Genomic DNA, 18,909 nt, shown 5'->3' on the forward strand with positions numbered 1-18,909 from the left:
CCTCCACGGATCCCGGCCCGCGGCTCGCAGCGCCTCCGGAATCGGGTTGAATAGACGGATGCGCTCGTTCGAGCGCGGAGAGCGTGAGGTCCATGGCCCGCCAGAGTCCCCCCGGTGAGGTGCTGCCGTCGGCCGCACCCGGGCCGGTGACCGCCGGCCACGAGCCCTTCTCCGAGCAGGACATCCGCGCCCTCGTCGGAACCGCCGCCGTTGAGAAGGGCACCGCGTACGCGGACGAGGGCCGCGTGCGCGAGCTGCAGTGGTTCGGCGGCCGCACCCGCCTCTTCGGCCAGGTCCGCGGATCCGGGCGCTCGCCGTACGCCGTGAGCGTGCAGCTCCGCGACGAGGGCGAGCACTGGACCCTCCTCGGCGGCGCCTGCAGCTGCCCGGTCAAGCACGAGTGCAAGCACGTCGCCGCCGTCCTGATCGAGGCCCTGCGCCGCGAGCGCGAGGGCGGAGTGGCCGGTCCCTTCCCGGGCGAGGCCGCTGTCGACGCCGTCCCGGAGTGGCGCAGCGCGCTCGCCCCACTCCTCGCCGGCGCGGAGCGCTCGCACACCGGCATCCCGCTCGGCCTGCAGTTCGAGCTGCTGCCCGGCGAGCCCGTGCGTCGCCCGCCCGGCCGCTACAACTCCTACCGGCCGCCGCCCGAGCCGCGCCCGCGCCTGGGCGTGCGCCCGGTGCGGATGGGCGACCGCGATCGTTGGGTCCGCACCGGCACCAGCTGGCGCGACCTCGGCTACCTGCACTACAGCCACGACTACGACGAGCGCCAGATCGACGTGATCCGCGAGATGCAGGGCCTGCTCTCCGGGCACAGCGCCTCCAGCTACTACTCGCCCGACACCTGGCTCTACCTCGACCAGTGCCGGAGCGAGGCGATCTGGGCGGCACTTCACGGCGCCGTCCGCGCGGGCATCGGCCTGGTGATGGGCGACCGCGACCAGACGCCGCTGAAGATCCTCGACACGACGGCCACCGCCTCCATCGACGTCACGCGCACCGCCGCCGGCCTCGAGCTGCGCTCGCTCGTCGCGATCGGCGACCACCCGGCGCCCGAGGAGTTCGGCTTCATCGGCGACCCGGCCGTCGGCCTCTACACGTGGGAGGGCGGCGACGAGATGCGCGCCCGCCCGGTCACGCTCATCCCGTTCGCCGCGCCGCTGCTGTCCTCCGCGCGCACGTTCCTCTGGAGCCGCGAGGCCATCCGCATCCCGGTGGCCGAGGAGTCGGCGTTCCTCACCGAGCACTACCAGCGGCTGCACCGGCTGTTCGACATCGTCTCCCGCGACGGCTCCTTCGAGGCGCCCGCGGTGCCCGAGCCGCGCCTCGGCCTCACCCTCGAGCACACCGACGGCGCGGGCCTGCGCGGCTCGTGGTGGTGGCGCTACGGAGTGGAGGGAGCGCGCGGCGGCGTGGACGCCGAGCGGCTCCCGCTGCGGGTCGGCGAGGACGCGGGCTACCGCGACCCCGAGGCCGAGCAGCGGATCCTCGACTCCCTCGTGGGAGCGGGTCTCGACCCGGAGTCGACGCCTGCCCTGGTGTCCCCGTCGAGCAGGCGCCTGCGCCCCACCTTCGACCTGCGCGGCATGCAGACCGTCGGCTTCCTCACCGGCGAGGTCGAGCGGCTCCGCGAGCTCGGCACCGTCGAGATCGAGGAGATCGGCGAGCGCGTCGAGTACCGCGAGGCGCAGACCGCGCCCGTGGTCGCCGTGCAGACCGTCGCCCAGCCTGACAGCCGCGACTGGTTCAACCTCGAGATCTCCGTCACCGTCAACGACGAGGCGGTCCCGCTGGCCGAGATCTTCCTCGCGCTCGCCCGCGGCGACGAGTACATGGTGCTGCCCAGCGGCGTCTACTTCGCCCTCGACGACGAGCGGTTCGGCCGCCTCCGCGAGCTGATCGCCGAGGCCCGCGAGCTCTCGGACGACCCCGGCGAGACCCTGCGGATCAGCCGGTTCCAGTCCTCCCTCTGGGACGAGCTGGTCGAGCTGGGCGTCGTGGAGGCCCAGGCCGCCGCGTGGCGCCGCTCCGTGGAGGGGCTCTCCGGCTTCACCGCGACCGGTGCGCTGGAGTCGCGGGTCCTGCCCGAGGGCTTCGCCGTGGAGCTGCGGCCCTACCAGCAGCTCGGCTACGACTGGCTCTCGTTCCTCTACGACAACCAGCTCGGCGGCGTGCTCGCCGACGACATGGGCCTGGGCAAGACCGTGCAGTCCCTCGCCCTGGTCACCCGGGTGATGCAGGAGCAGCGCGCCGCGGCCGCGGAGGCGGGCACCTCGCCGCGCCCGTTCCTCGTCGTCGCGCCCACCAGCGTGGTGCCCAACTGGGTCGGCGAGGCCAAGCGCTTCGCTCCGGACCTCCGCGTCGTCGGGATCGACGAGACGTCGAAGAAGAAGCGGAAGGCGCTCTCCAGCGTCATCGGCGAGGCCGAGCTGGTCGTCACCTCCTACGCCCTGTTCCGGCTCGACTACGAGTCGTACTCGGGAATCCAGTGGTCGGGGCTCCTCCTCGACGAGGCGCAGTTCGTCAAGAACCGCCAGTCGGCGACGCACCAGCTCGCGCGCCGGCTCGACGTGCCCTTCAAGCTCGCCATCACGGGAACGCCGATGGAGAACAACGTGATGGAGCTCTGGTCGCTGCTGTCGATCGTCGCTCCGGGCCTGTTCCCCTCGCCCGCCGGGTTCGTCGAGTTCTACCAGAAGCCGATCGAGCGCGAGGCCGACAGCGAGAAGCTCTCGCAGCTGCGGCGGCGCATCCGCCCGCTGATGCTGCGGCGCACCAAGGAGCTCGTCGCCAAGGAGCTGCCGCCCAAGCAGGAGCAGACCCTCGAGGTCGAGCTCGGCCCGAAGCAGCGGAAGGTCTACGACACGTACCTGGCGCGGGAGCGGCAGCGCGTGCTGGGCCTGATCGGCGACTTCGAGAAGAACCGCTTCGCGATCTTCCGCGCGCTGACCGTGCTGCGCCAGGTCGCGCTCGACGCGGCACTGGTCGACGAGGCGCACGAGAGCGTGCCCTCGACCAAGCTCGACCTGCTCGACGAGCTGCTGGGCGACGCCCTCGGCGAGGGGCACCGCGTGCTGGTGTTCAGCCAGTTCACGCGGTTCCTCGGCCGGGTCCGCGGCCGGCTGGACGCGGCGGGCATCGAGTACGCCTACCTCGACGGAGCGACGAAGAAGCGCGACGAGGTCATCGAGCGGTTCCGCTCGGGCGCGGCGGGCGTGTTCCTGATCTCGCTCAAGGCCGGCGGCTTCGGGCTCAACCTCACCGAGGCCGACTACTGCATCCTGCTCGACCCGTGGTGGAACCCCGCCACCGAGTCGCAGGCGGTCGACCGCGCGCACCGCATCGGCCAGACCCGCTCGGTCATGGTCTACCGCCTGGTCGCGAAGGACACGATCGAGGAGAAGGTGATGGCCCTCAAGGAGGCGAAGGCCGCGCTCTTCGCCGCGGTCATGTCGGACGACGGCGCGGCGGCCACCGGCGGGATCACCGCCGAGGACGTGCGCGAGCTGCTGGGCTGAGCGCCGCCGCTACTCGCGCACCTGCTCCAGCAGGGTCGTGACGGCGGCGCGGGTGTCGGCGGCGAGCCGTCCGAGGCGGTGCGCGGCACGGATCGACACCGGCCGGTACGGGTGCACGAGCCGCCGGGCCGCCGTGCAGGGCAGCGCGAACGCCGCGACGACGCCCGCGTCGATCCCGTCGAGTCCGCCGTCGTCCCGGCCGAAGACGAGCTCCCGACCCTCGCGGGCGAGAGCCTCCGGCAGGTCGGCCTCGCCGATCGGGAGGCGCAGCACGGCGAGCAGGCCGGCCGCCTGCACCCGGCGCGGCAGCGGGCGTCCGAGGCGTCCCGCCGCGTGCACCGTGAAGAAGTCGGCCTGCCGCTCGAGGATGCCCGTGACCGTCTCGGCGAGGCGCTCCATCTCGGGGTGCAGCGAGAGCCGGGCGAGCCGGCGGTAGCCGTGCACCGCGACCCGGGCGTCCACCGCGAGGGCCAGCGCGACGGGGCCGGCGAGGGAGGCCGCGGCGCGGTCGAGGAGCGGGCGCGACCTCACCGTCGGCTCCGGCGGGCGGATGTCGATGCCGCGGATCTGCGGCGAGGCCGCGAGCACGTCGCTCAGGGCGTCGGCGATCCGGTGCCGCTCGGCGGCCCAGACGGACGCGAACGCGCGGACCTGCTCGTCGGGGTGGGCGCGCGCGAGGGGGAGCACCCGGGCCACGGTGGCGTGCTCGATCGCCCGCAGGTACGCGGTGGCGACGATGGCCTCGCGGTCCAGCGGCACCTCCTCGAACTCGCGCACCGAGAAGTGCTCGCGCAGGGCGCCGTGCGCGCTGCGGTGGTGGTCCTCGAGGTCGAACGGTTCCGCGATGCCCACGTCGTGCTCCTCCGCTAGTCCGGTCCCTCCATCCTGGGCCCCCGGTGCGAGAGGCGGAAGAGCACGCGCCCATCCCTGGGACACTGGGAGCCGGTCGTCAGGCGGCCGGGGGAGCGGGGCGGGATGAGCGGGGCCCGGACCTCGGCGATCGGCGCCGTCCTCCTCGCCGCCGTCTGCTTCGGCACGACGGGGACCGCCCAGGCCCTCGGAGCGGCGGGCGTGGATCCGCTCCTCCTCGGGGCGGCGCGCATCGTCCTCGGCGGCGCCCTGCTGGCCGCTCTCCTCGGCGTGGAGGCTCTGCGCCGGCGGAGCCGCTCCCTCCCGACCCGCGCCGTCGTGCTGCTCGTCGTGCTCGGAGCGGTCGGCGTCGCCGCGTACCAGCCCGCCTTCTTCACCGGCACCGCGCAGAACGGAGTCGCGGTCGGCACGATCGTCGCCCTCGGCTCCGCTCCCGCCTTCACCGGCCTGCTGGAGTGGCTCGTCCTGCGGACGACCCCGAGCCCGCGCTGGTTCGCCTCGACCGCGCTCGCCGCGGTCGGCGTGGTGCTCCTCAGCGGCGGCGGATCCGGCGGCGTGACGCTCCCCGGCCTCGCCGCCTCGGCCGGCGCCGGCGCCTCCTACGCGCTCTACGCCGTCTGCGGCAAGCTGCTGCTCGAGCGCGGGCTCAGCCCCGTCGCCGCCATGGGAGCCCAGTTCGGAGCCGCGGCGCTGCTCGCGCTCCCGTTCCTGCTGCTGGGCGATCCGTCGCGGCTCTCCGGCTCGATCCCGGCCGCGCTCTGGCTCGGAGTGGTGACGGTCGCCGTGGCCTACACCTTCTTCGCGCGCGGCCTGCGAGTGCTTCCCGCGGCGACCGTCTCGACGCTCACCCTCCTCGAGCCGGCGACCGCGACCCTCCTCGGCGTGGCGGTGCTGGGGGAGCGCCTGACCGCGGGAGCCGTCCTGGGCGTCGCCGTGCTGGTGGCGGCGGTGCTGCTGCTGGCGGTGCGGGGGCGCGGCCGTTCCGGTGCGCGGAGAGAGGCGCCGGCGCGCTCCGCGGAGTAGCGTCGAGTCCCACCGACCCGACGACGAGGCGGAGCGCATGACCAACCCGTGGCTGGCCCGCCCTGGCAGCGGTCGGCGGCGCGCGCTGGTCGAGGAGTCGTGGGAGCGCGCACGGCGGCGGCGCCTCGATCCGGACCGGCTGACGGCACCGCTCTCGTTCTCGGGCGACAACCTCCGCGAGTACCGCACCGGGCATCCGCTCGCCTCGGTCCTCCCGGTGATCCGCCGCCTGCTGGTGCGGGACGCCGACGAGGACAGCGGCGTGCTGGTCGCGGTGGGCGACGCGCTCGGGCGGCTGCTCTGGATCGACGGGGACCAGCACCTCAAGAGCCTCGCCGAGGGGATGTCGTTCGTCGAGGGCGCGGCGTGGGCCGAGCCCGACGTCGGGACGTCCGCGCCGGGGACGGCCCTCGTGCTCGATCACGGCGTGCAGATCCACGGCGCCGAGCACTTCGCCTCACTCGTGCACCCGTGGAGCTGCACCGCCGTCCCCGTGCACGACCCCGAGACGCACGAGATCCTCGGCGTGATCGACATCACCGGCGGCGCCGACGTCGTCGCCCCGCAGACCCTCCCGCTGATGGAGGCGACCGCCGCCGCCGCCGAGAGCGAGCTGATGGTGCAGCGGCTCCTCCGCCCGCGGCGGCCCGCTGCACGGAGCACGGCGGCGGCCCGGGCGCCGAGCCTGCGGGTCCTCGGGCGCGAGACGGGCCTGGTGACGGCCGCCGGAGCGACGCTCGAGCTCAGCAGCCGGCACGCCGAGATCCTGACCCTGCTCGCCTGGCACCGGGCCGGGCTCTCGGCCGAGCAGCTCGCCCTCCTGCTCCACGGCCGGGACGACGCGGTGGTCACCGTCCGCGCCGAGATGGTGCGGCTGCGCCGCGCGCTCGAGCCGACCCTCCCGCGCCTGGTGCCCCTCTCGCGCCCCTACCGCCTGGCGAGCCCGGTCGACCTCGACGCCCGCCAGGTGCTGGGCCTGCTCGACCGCGGCTCCCACCGCCTCGCCCTGGACGCCTACCGGGGCGCGCCGCTGCCCTCGTCCGAGGCGCCGGGGATCCGGGCGATCGCCGGCGAGCTGCGCCTGCGGGTGCGGGCGAGCGTCCTCGCCGATGCGGCGCCCGCGACCCTCCTCGCCTGGGCGGAGGGCCCTGACGGCCGCGACGACGCGGAGGTGTGGCGGGAGCTCCTGCGCGTCCTCCCGCCCCGCTCGCCCCGGCGTGCCGGTGTCGCCGCGCACCTCGAGACGATCGAGGCGGAGCAGTGCTGAGCCGTTCCGGTCGCTCCCGGGAGTGCCGCCGGAGCCGTCCGGCCGCGGAGCCGCCTCGCTAGCCTCGACGCATGAGCACCCTCGCGCCACCTCCCCGGGCCCTCGCGAGCGGAGTCGCGGGGGGCCTGCTCCTGATGGCGGTCTTCACGATGTGGTGGGCGAGCGACACCACGGTCGGCTGGCCTGCACCTGCGGCGACGACCGCCGTGACCCTCTGCGCGCTCGCGGCCGTGGTCTTCGCCGTGCAGGCCGTCCGCCTCCTCGTCGCCCGGCGGAGGATGGCGGTGGAGCTCACCGACGCCGACCACGCGGCGAAGCCGAACGGCGTGCTGTTCGGAGCGGTCTTCGCCGCGGAGGGCGTGCTGATCGGTGTCGCGGTGGGTGTCCTCACCGGCACCGGGCTCGAGCGGTTCCTCGTGCCGGCCATCGCCGTGATCGTGGGCCTGCACTTCTACCCGATGGCGAGGATCTTCGGCCGGACCCTCGACCTCTGGCTCGCCACCTGGACGACGCTGGTCGGAGCGATCGGAGTCGTCGTGGTCCTCGTCGACGGCTCCGCCTGGCCGCAGGTGTGGTCCTGGGTCGGCGCGGGGGCCGCAGCGGCCACGGTGACCTACGGCGTCTACATGAGCCGGATCGCCCAGCGCCTGCTCGCGAGCGTCTGAGGTCCGGGCCGCGGGGCCCTCCTCCTCGGGCGGCCGCGTCTCCGCCCGGCCGGTCCGGCCTCCGTCCTCGCCGCTCCCGCCGGTGCGTCGACCCGTGCAACGTCGTGCAACCCCCCGCGACGTAGCGTCAGGACCGGGCGCCCACCCCGCGCCCACGACAACGACGTCGATGGAGGTCCACATGACGCTGTACGCCGACCAGGTCGCCGAGCAGGCACCGCAGGAGCCCGGTTCCACGGTCTACGCGAATCCAGGCACGGAGGGATCCGTCGCCTCCTTCCGCTCGCGCTACGACCACTACATCGGAGGCGAGTACGTCGCCCCCGCGAGCGGCCAGTACTTCGAGAACATCACCCCGATCACCGGGAAGCCCTTCTGCGAGATCGCCCGCGGCACCGCCGCCGACGTCGACCGCGCCGTCGAGGCGGGCTGGAAAGCGTTCGCGAGCTGGGGGAAGACCAGCCCCGCCGAGCGCTCGAACATGCTCCTGAAGATCGCCGACCGCATGGAGGCGAACCTCGAGCTGCTCGCCGTCGCCGAGACGTGGGAGAACGGCAAGCCCGTGCGCGAGACCCTCGCCGCCGACATCCCCCTCGCCATCGACCACTTCCGCTACTTCGCCGGAGCGATCCGCGCGCAGGAGGGAGGCGTCTCCGAGATCGACCACGACACGATCGCGTACCACTTCCACGAGCCGCTGGGCGTGGTCGGGCAGATCATCCCCTGGAACTTCCCGATCCTGATGGCCGTGTGGAAGCTCGCACCGGCGCTCGCCGCGGGCAACTGCGTGGTGCTGAAGCCGGCCGAGCAGACGCCGGCGTCCATCCACGTGCTGCTCGACCTGATCGGCGACCTCATCCCCGCCGGCGTGCTCAACGTCGTCAACGGATTCGGGTTCGAAGCGGGCGCCCCGCTCGCCTCCCACCCGCGCATCCGCAAGATCGCCTTCACCGGCGAGACGACCACCGGCCGCCTGATCATGCAGTACGCCAGCGAGAACCTCATCCCGGTGACGCTGGAGCTGGGCGGCAAGAGCCCGAACGTGTTCTTCGCCGACGTCGCCGCGGAACGCGACTCCTTCTACGACAAGGCGCTCGAGGGCTTCTCGTTCTTCGCCCTCAACCAGGGCGAGGTCTGCACCTGCCCGTCGCGGGCGCTCGTGCAGCGCTCGATCTACGACGACTTCGTCGGAGACGGCCTCGAGCGGGTCAAGCGGATCAAGCAGGGCAACCCGCTCGACACCGCCACGATGATCGGCGCCCAGGCCTCGAACGACCAGCTCGAGAAGATCCTCTCCTACATGGACATCGGCAAGCAGGAGGGAGCGAAGCTGCTCATCGGCGGCGACCGCGCCGACCTGGGTGGCGAGCTCAGCGGCGGCTACTACGTCAACCCGACCGTGTTCGAGGGCCGCAACTCGATGCGCATCTTCCAGGAGGAGATCTTCGGACCCGTCCTCGCCCTCACCTCCTTCGACGACTTCGACGACGCGATCGGCATCGCCAACGACACCCTCTACGGCCTCGGCGCCGGAGTGTGGAGCCGCAACGGCGCCCAGCTCTACCGCGCCGGCCGGGCCATCGAAGCCGGCCGCGTCTGGTCGAACACCTACCACCAGTACCCCGCGCACGCGGCGTTCGGCGGCTACAAGCAGTCGGGCATCGGACGCGAGAACCACAAGGTGATGCTCGACCACTACCAGCAGACGAAGAACCTCCTCGTCTCCTACGCGGAAGGACCGATGGGCTTCTTCTGAGCTGGTTCGCACGGGCTCCTCGTTCCTCGTCGCCCGTGCCGCGGTCGGCTCGCCGATGTGGCCGGGTGGGGAGGCGCGGGGAGCGTTCGCACCGAGACGGATCCGCTGGCACGCGGATCCGCCGTTCGGTGCTCGGCCCTGCGGGCGAGGCACCTGACGTCGCGTGGAAGGACGGTGCTCGGCCCTGCGGGCGAGGCACCTGGCGGCGCGCGGGAGAACGGTGCTCGGCCCTTCGGGCGAGGCACCTGGCGGCGCGCGGGAGAACGGTGCTCGGCCCTTCGGGCGAGGCATCGGACGAGGGGGCGCCCCCTCATGTTGATCGAGTAGTCCGCGCAGCGGCGTATCGAGATGCCGCCCGGAGGAGCGTCCGCCGTCAGCGGTCGGGCGCACACAGACATTCCGCACCACGAGCGAAGGAGCACCACCCATGACCTCCACGAGGGTCGACGTCACTGCGGAGGCGGCAAGCATGCTCCACCGGATGACGGCGCTGCACGGGCCGCTCATGTTCCACCAGTCGGGCGGATGCTGCGACGGCAGCTCCCCGATGTGCTTCCCCGCCGGGATGTTCCGCACCGGCGCCTCGGACGTGCTCGTCGAATCGCTCCGGCTCGACGGCCTGGACCCGATCGACTTCTGGATGTCCCGCTCCCAGTTCGAGTACTGGAAGCACACCCACCTCACCGTCGACCTCGTCGACGGGCGGGGCAGCGGATTCAGCGTCGAAGCACCCGAGGGCAAGCGCTTCATGATCCGCAGCCGGCTGCTCACCGACGACGAGCTCGTCGAGTTCGGGCTCCTCCCCGCCGGAGCCGTCGGGCCCTGAGCCGGCTTCCCTGACCCGTTCCCCCTGACCCGTTCCCGTCGCAGATCCTCCCCGACCGGCGACATCCCGGTCCAGCGGTGTCAGCCGCCCGGAGCAGGAGCGGGCGGCGCCTTCCCCGTGCTCAGCTGCACGCCCACCACCGATCCCTTGTCCACGCGGGTGCCCGCGGCCGGACCGGTGCCCGCCACGGTGTTCATCGGCTGCGTCGAGTCGACCTGCGACGTCGCTCCGGGTGTGAGCCCTGCTGCGGTCAGCGCCTGCGCGGCGGAGTCGCTGGTCCGGCCGGACAGGTCCGGCACGGTGACCTGCGGCGCCGCGATGAGCGACTGATCGGCCTGCGGGAAGTCGGAGCCGCCGTAGCGGGAGTCGATCGCCGTCATCAACGGCTTCCAGATCCGGTGGCGTGCCGAGGGCGCCCAGCCGCTGTCGAAGTCGATCGAGTCGAGGTTCACCCTCGACCCGTCCGCGCGTGCCGAGATGCTGCCGACCCAGACCGCGAGGGAGGTCTCGGTCGAGGCCCCGATGGCCCAGGTGTCGGCGGAGTTGTCGGTGGTGCCCGTCTTGGTGATGTGCTGGATGCCGTTCTTCGGATCGTCCTCGACGCCCGTGCCCTCGGCGGTCACCTTGAGCATCGTGTACTGCATCGCCGACGCGACCCTCGACGACACCGCCCGGCTGCAGGTCGTCTCCACCGGCTCGATCTCGCGGCCGTCGGCTCCGACGATCGCCGTGATCGCGACGGGGGTGCAGGTCGTGCCGTTCTCGGCGATGCCGGAGTAGGCGGTCGCCATGGTGAGCGGTGCGATCTCGTTGGTGCCGAGGACCGCTCCCGGCGACTGCACGAGCGCGGTCCCGTCCGCGCGGTGCACTCCGAAGGCCTCGGCCTGCTTGCGGATCTCGCACTGGTCGAGCAGGTGCGACATCCCGGTGAAGCCCGTGTTCAGCGAGTAGATCGTCGAGTACAGCGCCGTCTGGGTGTCGGTGTAGCCGCCGTCGCCGGCGTTCTTGGGGTTGTAGGAGTCGTAGTCCCAGGTGCCCTCGCAGCTGTCGGCGAAGCCGGTCCAGTTCTTCTGCTTCGAGTCGAACTGCTCGAGCAGGGTGTGCCCGCGGTCGAGCCACTCGGCGAGCGTGAACACCTTGTAGGCGGAGCCGGTCTGGAAGCCGTTGCCGCCGCCCGCGGACGCGTCGACGTTGAGGTTGATCGCCGAGAACTCCGGCCCGCTCGCGATCACGTCCGGGTCCTGGCTGTAGCGCTTGTTCTGCACCATCGTGAGGATGCGCCCGGTGCCGTTCTGGACGGCGACCGCCGTCGCCCCGACGTCGAAGCGCGGATCGGAGGAGGGGACCTGCTCGTCCATCAGCTCCTGCGCGGTCCTCTGCAGATCGAGATCGATCGTCGTGTAGACCTTGATCCCGCCCTGCTTGATCGCCGCGTAGCGCTCGTCGTCGGTCGCTCCGAGCGCCGGGTCGTCTCGGAGGACGTGGGTCACGTAGTCGCAGAAGTAGGCCGCGCTGCCGGCCGTCTGGCAGCCGGTGGACGGCGGGGTGATGTCGGGGGTGATCGCCTCGGCGGCCGCGGCGTCGTGCGCGGCCTGGTCGATGCTCCCCGTCTCTAGCATCCGGTCGAGGATGTAGTCGCGCCGCTCCCGGGTCTGCGCGTAGCCGGTCGCTTCGCCGTTGGCCGTGTCGTCCGGCCGGTCGAAGCGGAACTTCTCGGGGTTGTTCACGATCGCCAGGAGCGAGGCGGACTGCGCAAGGGAGAGGTCGGCCGCCGGGATGCCGTAGTAGTACTCCGCCGCCGCCTCGATGCCGTAGACGGTGCCTCCGAACAGGGCGATGTTGAGATAGCCGAGCAGGATGTCGTCCTTCGAGGACACCTTCTCGAGCCCGATCGCGAGCCGCATCTCCTTGAGCTTGCGCTCGGCCGTGGTCGCCGTCGCCTCCGCGTACGCGCGGTCGCGGTCCGCCTCGTCCGGGATCGACTCGGCCTTCTGCACCAGCACGTTCTTCACGTACTGCTGCGTGATCGACGAGCCGCCCTGGGTGTCGCCGTCGAGGAGGTAGGTGCTGGCGATGGCGCGGAGGGTGCCCTGCAGGTCGATCCCGCCGTGGTCGTAGAAGCGCGGGTCCTCGCTCGCGACGAGCGCGTCCTTCACGGAGTCGGCGATCCGGTCGGCCGGCACCTCGATCCGGTTCTGGTCGTAGAAGGAGGCCAGCAGCGTCGGATCGTCCGGGTCGCCCGCGTAGACGTCGCTCTTCTGCATCAGGCGCCCGACCTCGAGGTAGCTCGGGAGTGACTGGAAAGCCGAGATGGTGCCGGAGGTCGCCGCGCCGGTGAGCGCGGCGGCGGGGGCGACCACGAGCGAGGCGAGCAGACCCGCCAGGACGCTGACGATCACGAATCCGAACAGCGCGCCGAGAGCCCCGTGGACGGTTCGACGGGGCTGGAAGACGGGGACGTTCGGTCGCTTCAGGATGGATCCTCTCGCTGCACCAGCACCCTAGGCGAGGCCTGCGACATCCCCGACGAGGCGCGCCACGGCCGCGCCGGACGCCCGTCCGCCCGGAGTCGGCGCGACGGCGCCCGCGCAGGCCCGGCGCCTGCGACAGCAGAAGGGGCCGACCCCGGAGGGATCGGCCCCTTCACGGGACGGGCGACGTCTCTACTCGATCAGGTCGCCGTTCAGGTCCGAGATGTCGTTCGGATTGGCCGGAGCCTTGCCCGTGCTCACCTGGAGGGGGATCACCCCGCCGGCGACCGCCGTCTCCTCCGCGCTCGGCGTCGTCGACACGACGGAGCCCTCCGGGATCGTCGCGGAGTCGACCGACTCGTGCATCCCGACGACGAAACCGGCGGCGGTGAGGATCGCCGTGGCGCTCTCGACCGTCTCGCCCGTGACGTCGGGGACCTCGGAGTTCGCCGCCGATCGCGGCGAGTACGCGAGCATCGAGGCCGGCGGTGCCGTGAAGTCGTCGCCGCCGTACTTCTCGTCGAGCGCCGTCATGATCGGCTTCCAGATGGCGTGCCGGGCGTTGGAGGCGCGGATGGTCCCCTTCTCGCCCGTCAGGCTGATGAAGCGCAGGTTCTGCTTGGTGTTGTCGGCGAAGCCGTTGATGCTGCCGACCCAGACCGCCAGGGAGGCGGCCTTGCTGGCGCCCGCCGTCCACACGTCGGCGGCCTCGTCGGTGGTGCCCGTCTTGCCGATGTGCTCGATCCCGTCGAAGGGGTTCGAGGCGTAGGCCGTTCCGGAGGTCATCACCCGCTGCATCGCGTACTGCATCCCTCGGGCGACCTCGGGCGACACGGAGGGCGTGCACGCCGATGCCGGGGCGGCGACGGCGTTGCCCTCGCTGTCGGTGATCCGGTCGATGACGATCGCCGAGCAGGTCGTGCCGTCGTTCGCGATCCCCGCGTAGGCGTTGGCCACCGTCAGCGGCGCGATCTCGTTCGTACCGAGGACCGAGGCCGGCCCGTTGGCGAGCTCGCGGCCGTCGGCGCGGTGCATCCCGAACGACTCGGCGGTGGTGCGGATGTCGCAGAGGTCGAGCTGCTGCGCCATTCCCATGAAGCCGGTGTTGATCGAGTTCGTGGTCGCGCCGAGCGCGCTCATCGAGCTCGCGTCCTCCGACGGGTCGTCGTTGCGAGGCGAGAACTTGCCGTAGTAGCCGCCGTCGCCCTCGACGTTGCACTTCTGAGGGTAGGAGCTGAAGCCGGAGGTGGGGGAGGCGAACGACTCGTTGACGGTGTGCCCCGCCTTCAGCCACTGCGCCAGCGTGAACACCTTGTAGGTCGATCCGGTCTGCACGCCGGAGCCGCCGCCCATGCTGAGGTCGACGTTGAGGTTGATCGCGCTGTAGCCGGGGTTCGCGGCGAGGAACTGCTCGTCCTGGCTGTACTGCGTGTTCTGCACCATGGAGAGCACGCGGCCCGTCTTCGCCTCGACGGAGGCGGCCGTCGCGCCGACCTGGAAGCGCGGGTCGACGGAGGGGATGTAGGCGTTGAGCGCCGCCTGGGAGACCTGCTGGATGTCGAGGTCGAGGGTCGTCACGACGTCGAAGCCGCCCTGGCGGATGCGCTGGTAGCGCTCGTCGTCGGTCGCCCCGAAGACGGAGTCGTTGCGGAGGACGTTCAGCACGTAGTCGCAGAAGTACGCGGCGTTGCCGGCGGTGGTGCAGCCGGTCGAGGGCTCCGTGATGTTCGGGGTGATCGGCTCGGCGACGGCGGCGTCGTGCGCGGCCTGGTCGATCCGGCCGTGCTTGAGCTCCTCCGACAGGATGTAGTCGCGGCGCTCCTTGGTGGCGGCGTAGCCGTTGGCGGCGCCGTTCGCCTCGTCGCCCGGGTTGTCGAAGCGGAACTTCGCCGGGTTGTTCACGATCGCCAGCAGCGCGGCCGCCTGCGAGGTCGAGAGCTGGCTCGCGGGGATGCCGTAGTAGTAGTTCGCCGCGGCCTCGATGCCGTAGACGGTGCCCCCGAAGAGGGCGATGTTGAGGTAGCCGAGCAGGATGTCGTCCTTCGACGCCTCCTTCTCGAGTCCGATCGCGAGGCGCATCTCCTTGAGCTTGCGCTCGGGGGTCGGGTCCGTCGCCTCCTGGTAGGCCTTGTCGCGCGCAGCCTCGTCGGTGATCGACTCCGCCTTCTGCACCAGGACGTTCTTGACGTACTGCTGCGTGATCGACGACCCGCCCTGCAGGTCGTCGCCCGTGAGCGTGACGGCGATCGCCCGGAGCGTGCCCTGGAGGTCGATGCCGCCGTGCTCGTAGAAGCGCGGGTCCTCGCCGGCGACGGCGGCGTCCTTCGCGGACTGCGCGACGTCGTCCCAGCCGACCTCGACGCGGTTCTGGTCGTAGACGGAGGCGAGGAGGGTCGTCCCGTCGCTCGCGTAGACGTTGGTGCGCTGCATCAGCTGGCCCACGTCGAGGTAGCCCGGCAGGTTCTGGAACATGCCGATCGTGTTGCTCGTCGCCAGGCCCGTCAGCGCGAGGGCCGGCGTGACGCCGACGGTGATCAGGACGCCCGCCACGGCGCTCATCCCGATGAACCCCATGACCGCCCGCAGCGACATCCCGAGCGGCCGGACGGAGCGGCGGGATGCAGTGGGAAGTGCCATGGAGCGGTCGTCCTTTCGACGCGGCGCCGGGCCGCGGAGATCTGAGGGAGGGTGGCGAGAAGCCTCGCGAGCAGTCGCGCGATCCCCCGGCTTCATGGTACGTGACGGGTGCGCCCGCGGGGCGTCCTCCTCCCGGTGGAGATGAGGAGCTGGCGGGTGATGCGCAGGAGCGGGCGCGTCCGGGGTGCTGACCTCGGGTCGATGCATCCGTATCGTGGAGGGAGCGCCGCTCCGAGGGGCGCTGCAGCACCCGTTCCACCCACCGCTCCGGGGCCCCGGGCGGCCGGCCCCGGCAGAAAGCGCACACCATGGCACGCATCCACGACGACGTGACCCAGCTCGTCGGCAGGACCCCCCTCGTCCGCATCAACCGGCTGGAGGGCGCCGACCAGGCGACGGTCCTCGCCAAGCTCGAGTTCTACAACCCTGCGAACAGCGTGAAGGACCGCATCGGCGTCGCCATCATCGACGCGGCCGAGGCCTCCGGCGAGCTGCACCCCGGCGGGACGATCGTCGAGGGCACGAGCGGCAACACCGGCATCGCGCTCGCGATGGTGGGCGCCGCCCGCGGCTACAAGGTCGTCCTCACGATGCCCGAGACGATGTCCGTCGAGCGCCGGGTCCTCCTCCGCGCCTACGGAGCCGAGATCGTGCTCACCCCCGGCAGCGAGGGCATGCGCGGAGCGGTCGAGCGCGCCCGCGCGATCGTCGACGAGACCCCCGGCGCGATCCTCGCCCGCCAGTTCGAGAACGCAGCCAACCCCGAGGTGCACCGCCGCACCACCGCGGAGGAGGTCTGGGAGGACACCGACGGCGAGGTCGACGTCTTCGTGGCCGGCATCGGAACCGGCGGCACCATCACCGGAGTCGGCCAGGTGCTCAAGGAGCGCAAGCCCGGCGTGCAGATCATCGGAGTGGAGCCGATCGACTCCCCGCTCCTCACCCAGGGCACCGCCGGTCCGCACAAGATCCAGGGCATCGGCGCCAACTTCGTCCCCGCGATCCTCGACCGCGAGGTCTACGACGAGATCATCGACGTGACGCTCGACGACTCCGTGCGGGTGGCCCGCGAGATGGCCGCGCAGGAGGGGATCCTCGGCGGCATCTCCTCCGGCTCGATCATGTGGGCCGCGCTCGAGGTCGCGAAGCGCCCCGAGAACGCGGGGAAGACCATCGTCGCCATCGTCTGCGACTTCGGCGAGCGGTACATCTCGACCGTCCTGTACGAGGACCTCCGCAGCTGAGCCCCTCGAGACGAGCCGGGACGCCCCGCTCCGGACGCGACGGTCGGCCGGAGCGCCGCGTCCCGTCCGGACCGGAGCGTCCCGGGCTCCTCGCCCTGCTCCGCGAGGACGTCCGCACCGCCCGGGAGCGCGACCCCGCCGCCCGGAGCGCGGTGGAGGTCGTCCTCTCCTACCCGGGAGTGCACGCGGTCTGGGTGCACCGCGTCGCGCACGCCTGGTGGCGGCGGGGCCTCCGCCTGCCCGCCCGGCTGCTCAGCCAGGCGGCGCGCGCGGCGACCGGGGTGGAGATCCACCCCGGTGCGACCATCGGCCGACGCCTGTTCATCGACCACGGCATGGGCGTCGTCATCGGCGAGACCGCGCGGATCGGCGACGACTGCATGCTCTACCACTCCGTCACGCTGGGCGGGAGGTCGGCCCGGCGCGAGCGTCGGCACCCCACGCTCGGCAACCGGGTGGTCGTCGGCGCCGGCGCGGTCGTCCTGGGCCCGCTCGTGCTCGGATCGGACGTCAGCGTGGGCGCGAACGCCGTCGTGGTGAAGGACGCGCCCGACGGGGCGGTGCTCGTCGGCATCCCGGCCCGCGATCTGCGCGATCAGGGCGGGGAGGAGGACCCGCTCGCCGGGTCCGGCCGCTCCACCGGCCCGGCGGGACGCGTCTAGCCGGCGACGCTCAGTCGTCGCCCCGCGGCGAGATGTCGCGCGGGGCGCTCTTGATCTGCGCGAAGGCGTCCAGTGCGTGCGCCCGCGTCTCCTTGAGGTCGACGAGGGGCGCCGGGTAGCCGTCCGCGCCTCCGGTCAGCGTGTCCTCGAGCGTCCACGGCTCGTGCACGGCGGCGCCCTCGACTCCGTCCAGCTCCGGCACGTTGTGGCGGATGTACTCGCCGGCCGGGTCGAACTTCCTCGACTGCGTGACCGGGTTGAAGACCCGGAAGAACGGCGACGCATCGGCTCCCGAGCCCGCGACCCACTGCCAGTTCGCGGCGTTGCTCGCCGGGTCCGCGTCCACCAGGGTGTCCCAGAACCACTCCTCGCCCACCCGCCAGTCGACCAGCAGGTTCTTGATCAGGAACGACGCGGTCACCATCCGGACCCGGTTGTGCATGTAGCCGGTGCTCCAGAGCTCGCGCATGCCGGCGTCCACCAGGGGGTAGCCGGTGCGCCCCTGGTGCCAGGCGTCGATCGCCTCCTGGCCGGGGCGTCCCCACGGGAAGGAGTCGAACCGGGTGTCGAAGTTCGCGGTCGCCAGATCCGGCCAGTGGAACAGCAGGTGGTAGCAGAACTCGCGCCAGAGCACCTCGGAGAGGAACCGGTCGCTGCCGTCGCCGCGGTGCAGGCCCTTCGCGTGCGCCTCCTCCAGGGCGTGCCACACCTGGAAGGGGCTGATCTCGCCCCACCTCAGGTGCGGGGAGAGGTTCGAGGTGGCGTCCTCCGCCGGCCGGTCGCGACCGTCGGCGTAGTCGTCGAGCTGCTCCGCGAGGAACGCGCGCAGCCGGTCGGCCGCCGCCTTCTCGCCGGGGACCCAGCGCTCGCGCAGCCCTCCCGCCCAGTCGGGACGCGTGGGCAGCAGCTCCCAGTCGTCGAGGGAGTCGGAGGCGATCTCTCCCGTGACGCCGTCGAGCGAGCGGGGGCGGGGGAGCGGCGCGCGCGGCGTCGGCTTGGCGCGGCAGGCGCGGGCGAAGGGCGTGTAGACGGAGTAGGGGCCGCCCGCGCCGGTCTGCACGGTCCACGGCTCGAACATCAGCGAGCCCTGGTGGCTCTCGGCCTCGAGGCCGCCGTTGCGGAGCGATTCCTTCACCGCCGCGTCGACGGTGCGCTCGGCCCTCCCGTAGCGGCGGTTCCAGTGCACGGCTCCGGCGCCGATCTCCTCGGCGAGCTGGAGGACGACGGCCTCGGCCGGCCCGCGGCGCAGGATCAGCGGGGCGCCGTGCTCGCGCAGGTCGGCGGCGAGGGCTGCGAGGCTGCCGTGCAGCCACCAGCGGGAGGCGCCCCCGAGCGGACGGATGCCCGCCGACTCCTCGTCGAGCACGTAGCAGACCGCGACGGGGCCGCCACGGCCGATCGCAGCGCGCAGAGCGGGGTTGTCGGCCAGGCGCAGGTCGTCGCGGAGCCAGACGAGGGTGGGGGAGGTGTCACTCATGGTGACCCCCATGATCCGCGAGTCCCGCGCCGCGGCGAAGACCTGGCCGGTCGCTGCGGCCCGTGCTAGCGGGGACGGATCAGGAGGAGGCGATGCCGTCGCGGAGCTTGTCGCAGAGCGCGGTCAGCTGCTTCAGCTCGTCCTCGTCGAGGACGCCGCCGACCTGCTCCGAGATGGTCCTCATGTGGGTGAGCGCGACGCGGCGGAAGAGCGCGTAGCCCTCGTCGGTGATCGCGATGATCGTGCCGCGGGCGTCCGCCGGATCCTCGCTCTTCTCGACGCAGCCGCGGGCGGCGAGCCGGTCGATCAGCCTGCTGACGCTGGGCTGCGTCAGGAGGACGTGCCGGTTCAGGTCGCGCAGCCGTGCGCGCCGACCGGGCTGCCGGGTGAGGTTGAAGAGCACGTCGTACTCGTTCATCGAGATCTCCCGCGAGGGGAACTCGGTGCTCAGGGTGCGCATCACCTGGACCTGGGCGCGGAAGAGCGACTCCCA

The 18,909-nt window shown here is 72.3% G+C and carries 13 protein-coding genes; 8 read left to right on the forward strand and 5 right to left on the reverse strand.

From position 1 onward, the window contains the following. Window positions 1-92: 92 nt before the first annotated feature. The gene (locus C5C53_RS02325) at window positions 93-3,518 is read left to right on the forward strand and encodes a DEAD/DEAH box helicase (RefSeq protein ID WP_104224188.1); all 3,426 of its coding nucleotides are present in this window, start codon (window positions 93-95) and stop codon (window positions 3,516-3,518) included. Between the two features lie 9 nt (window positions 3,519-3,527). Here C5C53_RS02325 and C5C53_RS02330 read toward each other — a convergent pair whose 3' ends face one another. Then, window positions 3,528-4,370, reverse strand: a complete 843-nt coding sequence (locus tag C5C53_RS02330; RefSeq protein WP_104266715.1) for a hypothetical protein — start codon at window positions 4,368-4,370, stop codon at window positions 3,528-3,530. A 123-nt stretch (window positions 4,371-4,493) separates the two neighbouring features. Between C5C53_RS02330 and C5C53_RS02335 the strand changes: the two genes are divergently transcribed. The 5 genes from C5C53_RS02335 to C5C53_RS02355 all read left to right on the forward strand — a co-directional run bounded on the left by C5C53_RS02335 (window position 4,494) and on the right by C5C53_RS02355 (window position 9,925). Further along, window positions 4,494-5,411 (forward strand): DMT family transporter, encoded by a 918-nt coding sequence (locus tag C5C53_RS02335; protein WP_104266716.1) that lies wholly within the window; start codon window positions 4,494-4,496, stop codon window positions 5,409-5,411. A gap of 37 nt (window positions 5,412-5,448) precedes the next feature. Continuing rightward, on the forward strand, window positions 5,449-6,678 hold the full coding sequence (locus tag C5C53_RS02340; RefSeq protein WP_104266717.1) for a GAF domain-containing protein: 1,230 nt from the start codon (window positions 5,449-5,451) through the stop codon (window positions 6,676-6,678). 71 nt (window positions 6,679-6,749) lie between these two features. Then, window positions 6,750-7,343, forward strand: a complete 594-nt coding sequence (locus tag C5C53_RS02345; protein WP_104266718.1) for a hypothetical protein — start codon at window positions 6,750-6,752, stop codon at window positions 7,341-7,343. A gap of 181 nt (window positions 7,344-7,524) precedes the next feature. Further along, entirely contained in the window at window positions 7,525-9,099 is a 1,575-nt protein-coding gene (locus C5C53_RS02350; protein ID WP_104233506.1) for an aldehyde dehydrogenase family protein, read from the forward strand. A gap of 427 nt (window positions 9,100-9,526) precedes the next feature. Beyond that, window positions 9,527-9,925: a DUF779 domain-containing protein gene (locus tag C5C53_RS02355; RefSeq protein ID WP_104224194.1), complete on the forward strand. Its 399-nt coding sequence runs from the start codon at window positions 9,527-9,529 to the stop codon at window positions 9,923-9,925. An 80-nt stretch (window positions 9,926-10,005) separates the two neighbouring features. On the opposite strand, the gene C5C53_RS02360 is transcribed toward C5C53_RS02355, so the two are convergent. Together C5C53_RS02360 and C5C53_RS02365 are read right to left on the reverse strand one after the other, a co-directional pair. After that, complete coding sequence (locus tag C5C53_RS02360; RefSeq protein ID WP_104266719.1) at window positions 10,006-12,324, reverse strand: transglycosylase domain-containing protein; 2,319 nt, start codon at window positions 12,322-12,324, stop codon at window positions 10,006-10,008. Between the two features lie 264 nt (window positions 12,325-12,588). After that, window positions 12,589-15,033: a penicillin-binding protein gene (locus C5C53_RS02365; protein WP_159939720.1), complete on the reverse strand. Its 2,445-nt coding sequence runs from the start codon at window positions 15,031-15,033 to the stop codon at window positions 12,589-12,591. Window positions 15,034-15,341: 308 nt separating this feature from the next. Between C5C53_RS02365 and cysK the strand changes: the two genes are divergently transcribed. Then, a complete protein-coding gene (gene cysK / locus C5C53_RS02370; protein WP_104237779.1) occupies window positions 15,342-16,277 on the forward strand; it encodes a cysteine synthase A in 936 nt (311 codons plus the stop codon). A 95-nt stretch (window positions 16,278-16,372) separates the two neighbouring features. After that, window positions 16,373-16,939, forward strand: coding sequence for a serine O-acetyltransferase EpsC (epsC, locus tag C5C53_RS02375; protein WP_104266778.1), 567 nt, complete (start codon window positions 16,373-16,375; stop codon window positions 16,937-16,939). A gap of 10 nt (window positions 16,940-16,949) precedes the next feature. Here epsC and C5C53_RS02380 read toward each other — a convergent pair whose 3' ends face one another. Both C5C53_RS02380 and C5C53_RS02385 read right to left on the reverse strand, forming a co-directional pair. Then, window positions 16,950-18,416, reverse strand: coding sequence for a deoxyribodipyrimidine photo-lyase (locus C5C53_RS02380; RefSeq protein ID WP_104266779.1), 1,467 nt, complete (start codon window positions 18,414-18,416; stop codon window positions 16,950-16,952). A 79-nt stretch (window positions 18,417-18,495) separates the two neighbouring features. Then, entirely contained in the window at window positions 18,496-18,876 is a 381-nt protein-coding gene (locus C5C53_RS02385; RefSeq protein WP_104247054.1) for a MarR family winged helix-turn-helix transcriptional regulator, read from the reverse strand. Window positions 18,877-18,909: the final 33 nt, after the last annotated feature.

This window comes from Rathayibacter sp. AY1E3, assembly GCF_002932235.1.
GTDB lineage: Bacteria > Actinomycetota > Actinomycetes > Actinomycetales > Microbacteriaceae > Rathayibacter.